General features: G+C 35.5%; 14 protein-coding genes. 11 read left to right on the top strand and 3 right to left on the bottom strand.

Annotated features, from left to right (window positions below; genetic code table 11):
- Positions 1–5 precede the first annotated feature (5 nt).
- Together JOE44_RS07955 and JOE44_RS07950 are read left to right on the top strand one after the other, a co-directional pair.
- Positions 6–851 carry a hypothetical protein gene (locus tag JOE44_RS07955; RefSeq protein WP_209785118.1) on the top strand — a complete coding sequence of 282 codons (846 nt, stop codon included), beginning with the start codon at positions 6–8 and terminating at the stop codon, positions 849–851.
- A gap of 194 nt (positions 852–1045) precedes the next feature.
- Positions 1046–1546 carry a hypothetical protein gene (locus JOE44_RS07950; protein ID WP_209785117.1) on the top strand — a complete coding sequence of 167 codons (501 nt, stop codon included), beginning with the start codon at positions 1046–1048 and terminating at the stop codon, positions 1544–1546.
- A gap of 150 nt (positions 1547–1696) precedes the next feature.
- Here the strand turns inward: JOE44_RS07950 and JOE44_RS07945 are convergent, their stop codons facing one another.
- Complete coding sequence (locus JOE44_RS07945; RefSeq protein ID WP_209785116.1) at positions 1697–2098, bottom strand: nuclear transport factor 2 family protein; 402 nt, start codon at positions 2096–2098, stop codon at positions 1697–1699.
- A gap of 238 nt (positions 2099–2336) precedes the next feature.
- On the opposite strand from JOE44_RS07945, the gene JOE44_RS07940 reads away from it, so the two are divergent.
- From JOE44_RS07940 to JOE44_RS07930, 3 genes are all read left to right on the top strand, one after another.
- Positions 2337–4487 (top strand): TonB-dependent receptor, encoded by a 2151-nt coding sequence (locus JOE44_RS07940; protein WP_209785115.1) that lies wholly within the window; start codon positions 2337–2339, stop codon positions 4485–4487.
- 218 nt (positions 4488–4705) lie between these two features.
- Entirely contained in the window at positions 4706–5980 is a 1275-nt protein-coding gene (locus JOE44_RS07935; protein ID WP_245169737.1) for a PepSY-associated TM helix domain-containing protein, read from the top strand.
- Entirely contained in the window at positions 5964–7016 is a 1053-nt protein-coding gene (locus JOE44_RS07930) for an alpha/beta hydrolase-fold protein (RefSeq protein WP_209785113.1), read from the top strand. The genes JOE44_RS07935 and JOE44_RS07930 overlap by 17 nt, the downstream gene beginning before the upstream one ends.
- Positions 7017–7242: 226 nt before the next feature.
- On the opposite strand, the gene JOE44_RS07925 is transcribed toward JOE44_RS07930, so the two are convergent.
- Complete coding sequence (locus JOE44_RS07925; RefSeq protein WP_209785112.1) at positions 7243–8271, bottom strand: hypothetical protein; 1029 nt, start codon at positions 8269–8271, stop codon at positions 7243–7245.
- An 18-nt stretch (positions 8272–8289) separates the two neighbouring features.
- Positions 8290–9144, bottom strand: coding sequence for a hypothetical protein (locus JOE44_RS07920; protein ID WP_209785111.1), 855 nt, complete (start codon positions 9142–9144; stop codon positions 8290–8292).
- A 69-nt stretch (positions 9145–9213) separates the two neighbouring features.
- Here JOE44_RS07920 and JOE44_RS07915 point away from each other — a divergent pair, with 69 nt between their 5' ends.
- From JOE44_RS07915 to JOE44_RS25355, 6 genes are all read left to right on the top strand, one after another.
- Positions 9214–9732, top strand: a complete 519-nt coding sequence (locus tag JOE44_RS07915) for a Crp/Fnr family transcriptional regulator (RefSeq protein WP_209785110.1) — start codon at positions 9214–9216, stop codon at positions 9730–9732.
- 53 nt (positions 9733–9785) lie between these two features.
- On the top strand, positions 9786–10331 hold the full coding sequence (locus tag JOE44_RS07910) for a DinB family protein (RefSeq protein WP_209785109.1): 546 nt from the start codon (positions 9786–9788) through the stop codon (positions 10329–10331).
- Positions 10332–10383: 52 nt separating this feature from the next.
- The gene (locus JOE44_RS07905) at positions 10384–11262 is read left to right on the top strand and encodes a hypothetical protein (protein WP_209785108.1); all 879 of its coding nucleotides are present in this window, start codon (positions 10384–10386) and stop codon (positions 11260–11262) included.
- A gap of 63 nt (positions 11263–11325) precedes the next feature.
- Positions 11326–11835, top strand: a complete 510-nt coding sequence (locus JOE44_RS07900) for a methylated-DNA--[protein]-cysteine S-methyltransferase (protein WP_209785107.1) — start codon at positions 11326–11328, stop codon at positions 11833–11835.
- A gap of 97 nt (positions 11836–11932) precedes the next feature.
- Positions 11933–12121 carry a hypothetical protein gene (locus JOE44_RS07895; RefSeq protein WP_209785106.1) on the top strand — a complete coding sequence of 63 codons (189 nt, stop codon included), beginning with the start codon at positions 11933–11935 and terminating at the stop codon, positions 12119–12121.
- On the top strand, positions 12100–13143 hold the full coding sequence (locus JOE44_RS25355) for a methylated-DNA--[protein]-cysteine S-methyltransferase (protein ID WP_209785105.1): 1044 nt from the start codon (positions 12100–12102) through the stop codon (positions 13141–13143). The genes JOE44_RS07895 and JOE44_RS25355 overlap by 22 nt, the downstream gene beginning before the upstream one ends.
- Positions 13144–13202 lie beyond the last annotated feature (59 nt).

Here is a 13202-nt window from a genome sequence, read left to right as displayed (position 1 = left end):
CCAGAATGGATAAAAAAGCAATAAAGATTTTACTCAATACAATAAAAACTTCCCAGGACGAAAGTTTAAGCGACTGGTTTTATTGGGAAACCTATATGCAATACATCACCGAAGATGATTTTGAGTACGCAAAGAAACAATCTGTCATGTATGATCGGGAGGAAATAAGCCATGATGAAATTTGCCGTAGAATTAAAAAAGCCGTTGCTAATATTACGAAGCAGGACGTTGTGGATGCCTTTATTTACAGCCTGAGTACAAGGCAGTTGGAATACCGTTCATTCTTGTCCAGCTACTGTATTGCCCAAAGTCTGACTGAGCATAGCTTTACACCAAGCCCACAACCTAATGAAGGTAGCTGCGCGGTGTGTGGCATTCATACTTATGAATTTGAAGATCCTATCGAATTCAATACAATCAATTATTTCAAGTATAAAGATGGAGCCTGTTTTGATAATGTAATTCAGGTTTTATTTGATGTAGAACAGTTCCCAAAGCTTCCGGCTGTCAAACCCGATGAAAATGATTACCGGATACTCAATGAACTGAAAAAAATCATGGAGACAGCAGATCCAAGCGACAGAATTTCTCAACTCAAAAAGAAAATTTCTAAAACCTTTAAATCAAATGATGAAGAGCGATCAGGAGTCTTGGAAATTTTAGGAATCATTGGAATTTTACATGATGATGAGCATTTTGGATATGCAGATCACTACGTTACCTATCCTGAAAGAGAACACAGACCTGTAAGGAATGATGATGTTGGTTATCCCGCGAGATGGTGGCAGGGAAAATTTGGGATTGATAATGAAAAGTGGGAGTACTGGTTTGGAAGCAATAATAAGTTGTAGGTTGTACAGATACATATTTGAAAGCAAAATTTCAATATAAAAAACATTTTCAGAATTAATTCACAATAGTTTTTATTCTATCATCTTAAAAGTAGATTATGTTTGAAGAATTATTTATAAATTAGAGCGTTAAAATTCAAGCTGTTAATGCGATCTAAAAACTAATAAAAACTTCACCAAATCCAGATATAACCATGGCAGAATATTACGCGAAATCAAGCAATTCTTTATCTTTTGAAGTCACAAAAGAAGAGACATTAATTGGAAAACTTACTTATACAAGCTGGTTTAAATTTAATGCTGTCATTGAAATTGCAGAGGGTCAGAGCTATCAGGTAGAGCCGAAAGGTTTTTGGGGAACCACCATTGAACTGAAAGACCACGAAAGAGTACTTCTGAAATTCAGGATGAACTGGAATGGTGAAATTGTGGTACAGACTTATTTTGATGGCATAAAGAATGGTTACCTTTTTAAACACAGAGGGATTTTTAAAGAATCATTTGTCCTTACAGATCAGGAAGGGGTAGAGCTGATGATCATAAAGCCACATCTGAAGTGGACTTCCCTGAATTACGAATATCAGATCACAACTTCTGATGCTTTTGAAACTTTTCCGGAGAAAGAAATCGTTTTAATTAATGCTCTACACTGTGCCAATTACTATATGTCTATGATGGCTTCTGCTGTGATATAAAAAGATCATCTTAGATTTCAACAGAAATAATTCCTAATTTTTATCAAATAGATCGCCTCAAAAGTCGAAGAATTCTACTTTTGTCATTCTGACGAAGGAAGAACCTCATTAATAATCTCGTTTGATATCAATAAAAATGAGAATCTTCAATTACTTGGTTAAAGCTCTTGACACCGCTAAACTGTCTTCCAACAGTCTGTAACGGACAATCTTATTGTTCTGAATACGCATCTGGATACAGAATAAAGACTCTACAATTCTGCCTGTTTCAAGCATTTTCGTCACAAATTCTCCCGTTATAACAACATTTTCATCATCGTTGAAAATATGGTCGATTTTTGCAGAAACTGGTTCTGTATTTTTCCATAATAATTCAAAAAAATCGGATACCTCCTGTTTATTGTTTCTTACTCCAAGCCAGGCCGCTTTTTGTTCATCCCCAGGGATATACCAGTCTACGGTATCAGAAAATAAGTTCGTTAATTCGGTTAGTTTTCTTTCCGAAAGAAATTGAAGAAAGTGCTGAATGGTCTCTTGGATATTGTTGTTCATTTCTGAAAATTATAATGAATAATGAGATTTATATAAAATCACATTAAGATAAGAAAAATTTAAAAATAGAGAATTATAGTATTGATCCTATATCACAAATTATTTAATGCTTTTTTCCTTTTCGCTAAACCCTTTATTGGTGGGCTATTTCACAGCTGTAATTTTATGATTTGTGTCATGTTTTTATTTAGAATTAATAAAAATAAGATAATTTTGTGGAACTAACTTAATTATAAACATGAAAAAAACAATTATTTCTGCAGCTCTATTAGCCGTAACGATGTTGAGTGCCCAGGAAACGGATACCATTAAAGTGGCTGAAATCCAGTCCGTATCACTACAGGGAACTCATAATTACAGAACCAAAAAATCTGAATCCATCGCACGACTTCCTCTGGAAAATCTGGAAAATCCTACTGTTTACAATCTTGTTCCTAAAGAAATCATCAGTGAAATGGGAGCAATGGACTTCAATACAGCCATGGCCTCTGCCCCGGGAGTAGTAGTAAGCAACAGTGTGAACGACAGCGGGAATGATATTTTCATGAGAGGATTCAGCTCCAATGCCAGTTTCAGAAACGGACTGACCCAAAACCCAAGAGTACAGTCTGAAATTGCTAATATTGAAAGAGTAGAAGTAATTAAAGGACCATCCGGAACCTTATTCGGAGGAACCTTAGCCAACTACGGCGGAGTGGTAAATATCGTCACTAAAAAACCCCAGGAAAACTTCGGGGGAATTATCAATTATACCACCGGAAGCTGGGGAATGAACAGAATCACAGCAGATGTGAATACCCCTTTTAATAAGGAAAAAACGGCATTAGCAAGATTCAATGTAGCAGCCTATTCACAGGATTCATTTCAGGATGCGGGTTACAACAAAGGATTATTCTTTTCCGGAAGTGTTTTATATAAAGTAAGTGACAAAACAACAGTAACATTGGATACTGAGTTTCATGCACCGGATAAAACATTGAATGCGTATGTAAGAAACTCAGAAAAACTGACGCTGCACTCAATGAAAGACCTGGAAGTTGCCTATAAAAGGGCGTTTACAAGCAATGATATCGGTTCCAAAAGAACCAATTTTGTAACGATGGCTGAGGTTACGCATCAATTCAATGATCAATGGACTTCCAGAACATCTTACCAAAGAGGGGAAGCCAATGAGAATGAGTCTATCTTTTTAGTCCTTCGATATTTGAATAACAATCAGGTAGAAAGAATGATCCGCCCTTTTGACAGCTTTAAAGTAACAACAGATAATATCCAGCAGAACTTTACAGGAGATTTTAAAATTGGAAACTTAAGAAACCGATTGGTGGTGGGAATTGATTATTTCCAGCAAAGAACAAAATATCAGTTTCCTTATTATGAAGCCAACGGATACAGCAATGTGTTCATGCCTTATGACAAAGTGAATCTCGACAGCTCTTCAGCATGGGACCCTATCTCAAGAAATAAATTCATGAATAAGGAGAGAAAATCTACAGAATCTGATATTACAACATTCAGAACAATCAGCGGTTATATCTCTGATGTTTTGAATATCACGGATAATTTGCTGGTAATGGCAAGTTTGAGAGTAGACAGCTATAAAAATGATGATACGGTTGTAAACGGTGTAGAAATCTCTACGAAAAACGGATATCCCGAAAATAAAGTTACAGGGTACAGCCAGACGCAGTTTTCACCAAAATTCGGATTGGTCTATGAAATTGTAAAAGATGAGATTTCATTTTTTGCTAATTACGTAAACGGATTTAAAAATTATGCTCCATCATTAAATGAAGTAGGTGTTTTAACAAAATGGGATCCGGAGCAGGGAAATCAGATTGAAACAGGTTTTAAAGTAGATCTTTTCCATAAAAAATTACTGACAACCGTAAGTTATTATAATATTAATGTTAAAAACAGACTGGTTGCAGATCCAGGCGGAATAGGAAGTATTCAGGATGGTAATATTAAAAGTCAGGGACTGGAAATAGGAATTATTGCCAACCCTTTCAAAGGATGGAATATCGTTGCCGGATATGGTTATAACGACAATAAATATGATGACCGTAGCAAAGACAGCGGAAAAAGAATCGCATGGACGCCAAAACATGTAGCCAATCTATGGACGAGCTACAAAATTATGGAGGGTGCTTATGAAGGACTTGGCTTTGGGGCAGGGTTTAATTTCGTGGATAAAACCTATATCAATATTATTAATCATTTTCTTGCGCCTTCTTATACCACTGTTGGTGCTACAATTTTCTATGACAAGAAAAAGTACAGAATTGGTCTGAAAATGAATAATGCCCTGAATGAAACCTATTGGAACTTCTACGGACAACCCCAAAAGCCAAGAGAAATTCTTGCCAATTTTGCCTTCAAATTTTAATAAAAAACAAAAAATAATCTCAACAAATACAATATAAGGATGAAAACCGCAAGGGCGCAAAACTTTGATTTATAATACATACCTATTTCTGATGCTTTCAAGTATGCTAAAGTAAATGGCAGCAGGAATAACTCTTTTCACTTTACAAACACGCATTATAAATACAATTGCGCCCTTGCATTTTCTACACTTACATTTTTTTGAGAATGAAAACAGATATGGAAAATAAAAAAACTAATCCTAAAAAAAAACAGGGAAAATCCCTTACCAAAAGGATCACCGGCTGGCTGCATCTCTGGCTCGGGCTGGTTTCCGGAATCATTGTGCTGACGGTTACTCTTTCAGGAACCGTATTTGTCTTTTGTGACGAAATTATTGATCTGTGCGGAGGAAGCGCCAAATATGTTCAGGCTCCGGCGAATACCAGAAAAATGACTCCCGAAGAATTACTGACCCAATTCCACCAGCAGGTTCCGGATAGAAAAGCATTCTATTTTGATACCTATAAAGAAGCGGACAGGAGCTTCAGAGTAGCATCAGCCACTAAACCGCCTAAAGATAAAAATGCTGACAAGGCAGAAAAGCCCAAAAAGAAAGGCCGTGGTCCAAGAGGTATATTTGCTTATCATTATCTTAACCCTTACACCGGAAAAGTAATGGGTTCCACAAAAAGCTATGAATTTTTCTATATTGTAGCGCATATCCATGCCCAGCTGCTGGCAGGAAAGTTTGGAAAAACTGTGGTGGGAATTGCTTCTGTCATATTTTTTATCCAGTTAATTGGTGGACTGATTCTCTGGTGGCCTAAAAAATGGAATAAAACCACAAGAACAACAGCTTTTAAAATCAAATCAGGAACAAAATGGCGCAGGAAAAACTACGATTTTCATAATGTCTTTGGGTTTTATTCATTGCTGCCGGCAGTGTTTATTACCATTACAGGACTGATTATGGCGTATGAGGTTTTAACGAATCTTACCCAGCAGGCTTTCGGAGGTGCTGTTGATGCCCATAGTATTGCAGAAAAGTATGAACCTAAATTTGATCCTGATAAAAAGGCATTATCCTATACGGATTTTGTAGAGAAAAAATTTAAAGAGTTTCCTGAAGCAAAGCAATTCAGAATGAGTATTCCCAGAAATGATTCAACTACAGTTTATCACGTAGGCATAGCTCAGTTTATTGGTTTAAAAAGCCTTGTCAATGGCAAAAGTATAGAAACGAATAAATATACCGGGAATGAAATAGATTATCCCAAAGAAGTTCAGATGCATGAAGTGATTGAGCATATGAATTTTGACCTGCATGTAGGCTATTGGGGTGGAATGTTTGGTAAAATATTCACATTCATTATCGGGATTATTTGTACCAGCCTCCCGATTACCGGATTCCTGATCTGGTGGGGAAGAAGGAATAAGTCCCCTAAAAAGAGTAAAGAAATTAAAAATATTCATCAACACAGAAAAGATTCACACCATGAACAACTGGTTTAAAATTGTATACCTCCCATTATTTTTACTGTTTACATTGGGTAAAGCCCAGGAAACACTGACCATTGGAGAGAAGCAAAACTTATTTTCAAAAGTTTTAAATGAAAACAGAGAAATCTGGGTTCACCTGCCTAAAACATATAATGATAATACCATTAGCCCTGCAAAATATCCGGTGATCTATCTTTTAGACGGAGAAATCAATTTCGAATATTACACAGGATTAACAGATTTTATTGCCCGAACTCCTTATGCCGATATTCCGGAATGTATTGTGGTAGGTATTAAAAATACAGAACGAACAAGAGATCTTACGCCCACTAAAGCACAGAAGAAAAGTCCTGTAAACCCCAACGTTATTCTTTTTGCAGACAGTGGAGGAAGTGAAAAATTTGTAAAGTTTATACAGGAAGAACTGAAACCATTCATCCGTAAAAATTACAGAACTCAGGATTATTCGGTGTTGGTTGGACATTCTTTCGGAGGATTATTTGCCATTAATACATTTCTTACCAATCCCGATTATTTCAATGCTTATGTTGCCAATGATCCTAGCTTATGGTGGGATAATAAAGTAATGATTGCAAAAACAAAAGAATATCTGGAAAAGAATAACAAATTTCCGGTCAAAAAATCTTTGTATGTTTCTCAGGCTGATAATGAAGAACAGCAGAAAAACTGGAATTCCGATATGACCCAGGCCATCGAAGAATTTAAAGAAATCATACAAAAGAACGGATCTTTAAACTATAAACATAGTTTCTTCGAAGGTGAGACCCACGGAACGGTTTCCTATCCCGGAAATTATGAGGCTTTAAAATTCATATTTAAAGGATTCAGATCCGATATAAAACAGCTTGCCAAAAATCCAAAGTTGCTTGAAGATGATTATAAAAAGTTTTCCGAAAAAATGGGAACAGATTTTACTCCTTCAGAAAACTATTTGAATGTAGTGATCAAGTTTATGAAGAGCAATGGCTTCAAAGAATCTGAAACCTATTTTATCCATCTGAAAGACAGATATTATCCTAAGAAATAATAAACTGAACATAATAAAGCCAATCTGTTGATCAACAGATTGGCTTTTTTTGATCTATAACGATTCTAAAAATAAGTTTTGGCTAAAGCCAATGGAATATTCATAAAAAATAAAACGGGCTAAAGCCCGTTCCTATTTAATTTTTCTCGCAGATTTTGCTGAAAAGCCTATCCACACAGTTTGTCATTCCGTAAGAATCTATGCCGATTTTCTCCAAAAGCCTTTCCTAATGCCTGTTATCACAATTAATCGGGAAATCCTTCTCTTTTTTATCTAAAAAACTAATGGAAGGACAGCCAAATGACTGCGCAATAAATCCAAAAATAACCGGAGGTTTTCCTTTGAAAAGATGACCTGTAAATTGGAAAATATTGGCTTCATCAGCATCTATTCCATAAAGAGGAAGAAATTCTCCGCCATCACTTCCTGCAAGGCTGAATGTTTTCTCAGCAATCTTTTCTTTATGATCATTGATAACAGCCAGCTTACGTTCTACGGTATTTCCCTCTTCAAGATAATCCTGAAGATAGTAAGTCATATTTTCATACTGTGCCTGATAGGATTTTCCTGGAGCTAGCTTTGATGGACTAAAATATTTTTTAGAAATATCTGCATTTGCTTTTTGCCATTTTACAGCTTTCATTTTATTTTCTACAAAAGGATTTTTATTCCCGAAATAAGCGATGGCATTATTGTATCGGTCGTAGTCTGTTGTCTTTTGGTGAGTGGCAACCTGAAATCCCATCATATAAGAGTCTGGATCCAAATCTTCACTATCACTATAAGGACTTAGGTAAGCTACTGCTTTTAACTTACTGACAGCCATTTTTTGCAGCTTGTTAGATCCATACTCATAAATATACAGTGAGTCATTTTCCGTAAGATGAATTCCGTTCAGGAGTTTTTTTCTGCTGGGAGCATCCAGTTCAAAATGCTGGCGTTCTTCATACGTCATTTGCTTCTGATTTTTAAGAATTGCTGCAGGAATAGGCTGCTCTCCTTTATAGATATCCGAGACAGAAATAAAAATATCCATATCAGAATCTTTTTCGGCTGATGAAATAATAGAAAGACTGAAAATATTAAAGTTGGTATAATCTATTTTCTCTTCAGTTTTTGTTGTTTTTACAGAATCAATCGTAGTTTTTGTTTCTGTGACAACGGTTTTTTTTTCTTCTTTCTGACAGCTCACTATAACCAGTTGAAAAAACAAAAGTGCTGCGGCAGTTTTGATCTTCATTATCTTTCTTGGCATTAAGGTGTTTATCATATTCTAATTCATTTTGTAATAAGGTTCCGAAAAGTATTTGCTGGGTTTGATATAAGCCATTTTTCTCTCTGCATCAAATATCCAGATGAATCTGCGGAGCATATCGGCACCGAGGTAGCTTACATTTTGTGTTTTCAGCTCTCCTGAGAAAAATCCTACAGAAACATCTTTAAAAACCTGATTTCCCAATTTAAAATAAGGAAGAACTGCCTGTTTGGTAATTAAGCTTTTCCCTTCAGAATTTTTCAAAGTTTTTTCTCCGGTTACTTTTAGTTTTTTGTCCAGTTCCTTTTCTTCTGCGAAGGTGTTGCTGTACAAAATTGTTCCTGAAAATCCGGATTGTAAGACAAAATAGGCTTCCTGCTGGTGATCTCCATCAATGATATTATCTCCGGCAAGGTAGAATCCATCATGATCTAAGATGATATTAATAGGCTGGAAACCTTTCAGATCGGGCATTTTATCATACATCACAAATTGATTGTTGTCATAATCAATTTTAAAAGCTTTGCCATCAAAAATTCCGGTCCCAATTTTTCCGTCGGCCTCATAACCTGTTAATTGGTTATCAAAAAAACGTACATTTTTCTGGGTAATTTTTCCAATTTCTACGGTATTATGATCACTTATTTCGTCTTTATTGAAAATAATATGACCTGCTTTCAGCTTGTGTTCGGGAGAGATTGAATAATCCTTCATGGCAATCTGGAACATCAGATTCAGTGAATCTTTTTTGTTGACCAGAGTTTTAACAATGATATTATGATGTTTGGTGATCCGGAAAGGAATGGTTTGCTGTGCTTTCATTCCGGAAAATCCGATGGAAAGCAGCATGAAAAAGGCTGTTTTTTTGAGCATTATCAGTGATTAGTGTTTTAAAACTTTAAAATTACCTATTATCTTTGGAAAAGCAAATAATAAAATGAAATGGTTGAAAAATTACTTCAAAGCGGAATCCATTGGAAAAAGAACGAATTCAGGAGAAATGAATTTCTTAAGATTTCGGGGAGTACAGATACCTCTATTTATTATATTGAAAAAGGAAGTGTCCGGATTTTTATGATGGATGAAAATGAAGAAAGAATCATTCGTTTCGGATATACCGGAAATATTATGGTCTGCCTTGATTCATTTTTATCGGAAAAACCTTCGGATCTTTATATTCAGGCGATAAAAAAAACAATCGTAAAAACGGCTTCAAGAAAGGATTTTTATGAGTTTGTACAATCAGATGATGAATACATGAAATTCTGGATCAGTATCCTCGAAGATCTGGTATTGCAGCAGCTGGAAAGAGAAAAAGATTTACTGATCAACGCTCCGGGAGAACGATTTGAGAGAGTTTTGAAACGAAGTCCAAAGCTGTTTCAGGAAGTTCCCAATAAATATATTGCCAATTATCTGAGGATGTCCCCGGAAACTTTATCCCGACTTAAAAAATCTTGAGTTCAGTCAAGATTTAAGAATAATCAGATCAGGATATTTGTATAAAAAATATAATGAAAATTTCAACCTCAGCATTATTGGATGAATTAAAAGGAAGAACCAGCCAGCATATTCAATATGCGCAAATGCTTATGCAAAAAACGGAAGAAGAGCTGAACTTCAGAGTTACAGAAAATACCTGGAGTACGCTGGAATGTCTGGAACATCTCAATCGATACGGAGACTTTTATATTCCTGAAATTACCAACAGAATAGCTGCATCCAAAACTTCTCCGAAAACTATTTTCAAACCAGGAATTCTAGGAAATTATTTTGCGAAAAGTATGCTTCCCAAAGAGAAACTGAATAAGATGAAAACCCTTAAGGAAATGAATCCTATACACAGCCATTTGAATAAGAATGTTGTGAATGAATTTATTCTCCAGCAACAGCAGTTCCTTGAATTATTAGATAAAGCCCATAATGTTGATCTGCAAAAAACCAAAACCAGCATCAGTATTTCAAAGCTGATCAAACTGAAACTGGGGGATACTTTCCGTTTTGTTATCTATCACAACGTGAGGCATATGAGGCAGATTCAGAAAATAGTCAGTTCATAATGTTGGAGTTATTTATGAACTTTTCATAGTTTTGCGGAGCTAAAAACCTTTTATGAAAAAATATTTATTAGGAATTTTATTCTTCTCAATTCTATCATGCGGAAGTTCAGATGATTTAGACAATCAAACCCCCAATAACGATCCACCATTAGGTAAAATTAAAACGCTTACTATTAAAGATGAAGAGCAGGTAAATGGTGTACTTTCCATGATTGAGAAACTAGATTTTAAATTTGAGTACGACAATGATAAATTGGTTAAGGTTTGGGATATTAATGGAAATTATACTGAAAATCTTAGCTATACCAACGGATTACTCACCTCAATTTCTATTGAAGGAAACACTTATCCCGGACTTTCTGATGCCTCTCCATTCAGCGAAAAAAGAAAGCTTATTTATGATAATAATCAAAGACTTATAAAGGTAGAAAATTTAGATCCAGGCTACGTAAATAATTACAGAACCTTTGAGTATCCCTCTGCAGATATCATTATTGTGAAAAACTATATTGATAGTTATTCCGGAGTACCATTCAATACAGACATGTTGAAAATCTTTATAAATAATAAGAATATAACAAAGATTGAAAGGTATGAAGAGGGAAATTTATCTAAGCTGAGAGATGTGATGACGTATGAATACGATCAGAATACAAATCCTGATTTTTTGATTGACAGGAACAGGATATTAGCACTGCCTGAATATGCTTATAATGTTTTTATACTTCAGGATTATTCACAAATTTCAAGGAATAATGTAAGTAAAAAGATAAAGTATTATTTCGGTTCGTTACCTGATAGTCCGAAAAAAGAATTTGAAATAGTTTCTCAATATCAAAATAATGATCTCCCTTTCACAATGTATTATCAGGAGAAGACCGGTAATATTTCAAATGATTATGTAAGAGTATCTGCTGTTTATGGATATTAAATTATTTTTTTATATAAATTTAAACCTCGTAAGAAAGCTTATGAGGTTTTTTATTGTCATGAAATGGAAATACACCAAAAAAACATACCAACTCCACTGGGAGAAATGATTGCCTGTGCTGTAGATCAGGGAATATGTCTGCTTGAATTCACAGACCGGAAGAATATTGATAAACAACTGAAGGCTTTGGCAAAGGTTCTGAAAGCTGAGATTGTAGAGAAAGAACATCTGCATTTCACACAGCTGGAAAAAGAACTGGAAGAATATTTTGAAGGAAAAAGAAGCCATTTTGAAACGCCTTTATGGACCACAGGAACTGAGTTTCAGGAAAAAGTATGGCAATTGCTCCGTGAAATTCCCATGGGAGAAATAAGAACGTATAAGCAGCAATCAGAAATTTTAGGAAATCCGAAGGCGATACGTGCCGTAGGAACAGCCAACGGAATCAATAAAATTGCCATTTTAATTCCCTGTCATCGCGTAATAGGTTCTAATGGTGAATTGGTAGGCTATGCCGGTGGTATTTGGAGAAAGCAAAAGCTGCTGGAACTTGAAAAAGCAATTTTATTTTAACCCCGAACTTCAGTTTTACATGATAACTTAAAAAATAGTTGTTCATTTTTCGGTTGTATAGAGCTCAATGATCTTTCTACTTTTGAATAAAAAAATTATGATTGGTTTTAAGCAATTACCTCATGGTAAAGAACCATTACTCTTTGGGAATGGAGAAAGTGCAAAAGTACATGAAAAGCCAGGCTGTTTTATGTACAGAGAGCTTGAAAAAACAAGTAAGACGATGACAACAGCAGGAAGATTTTCACCCCTTTTTATTGAATCATGGAACTCACAGAAAAAATAATGTACGAGGCATCTTATATGAAAGATGTTTCATTCGAGGGAATATTCTGGATGGGCGTAAAGACTACAGGGATATTCTGCAGACCCACCTGTACGGCAAGGAAACCTAAATTTGAAAACGTAGAGTTTTTTTCCAATACTAAAGAGGCGATGTTGAAAGGCTATCGTCCGTGTAAAGTATGCAGACCTTTGGAAAACCTCAACGCAACTCCTTCCTATATCAAGGAATTACTGAAAGAAATTGCTGATGATCCCACCTTGAAGTTTAAAGATTATGATCTCGTAAAAAGAGGGTTGGAACCGGCAACAATCCGTAGATGGTTTCTGAAACACCATGGAATAACTTTTCATGCCTTTCAGAGGATGTCGAAACTCAATACTGCTTTTAAAAAGCTTCAGCAGGGAGAATCAGTTACAGAAGTTGCATTTGATACAGGATATGAAAGTCTGAGTGGTTTTAATGAGAGTTTTAAAAATATTTTTGGGGTTTCTCCTAAAAAGAATAGCATGGAAAAAGTGATTGACCTGAAGAGAATTGAGACCATGCTGGGAACGATGATAGCCTGTGCTGATGAATCGGGAATCTGCCTTCTGGAATTTTCCGATAGAAAAGCGCTTCCTACAGAACTTAAAAGTATCTCAGAATATTGTAAAGCGAATATTATCCAGGGGGAAAATCCTCATTTTACTACGCTGGAAGAAGAACTCAAAGAATATTTTGAAGGAAAAAGAACTCAATTTACAGTTCCTCTTTCTTTGGTAGGAACGGCTTTCCAGAAAGAAGTCTGGAATATTCTCAGAGAAATTCCTTACGGAGCAACAAGAAGTTATCAGGAACAGGCTGATATCCTGGGAAACCCTAAGTCTGTAAGAGCGATGGCTAATGCAAACGGGTTAAATAAAATTTCAATTTTAATTCCCTGTCACCGTGTGATTGGAAGTAATGGGCAGTTAACCGGATATGGGGGAGGAATCTGGAGAAAACAAAAGCTATTGGAGCTTGAAAAGGCTATTTTGTTTTAGAAATCTTCTCAAAAGAATTTGTGGCATAGATTTTATTTATTAGAATCCTATTTTACCAT

Source organism: Chryseobacterium sp. PvR013, assembly GCF_017833095.1.
Taxonomy (GTDB): Bacteria; Bacteroidota; Bacteroidia; order Flavobacteriales; family Weeksellaceae; genus Chryseobacterium; species Chryseobacterium culicis_A.
This window is presented reverse-complemented; position numbering and strand designations above follow the sequence as displayed.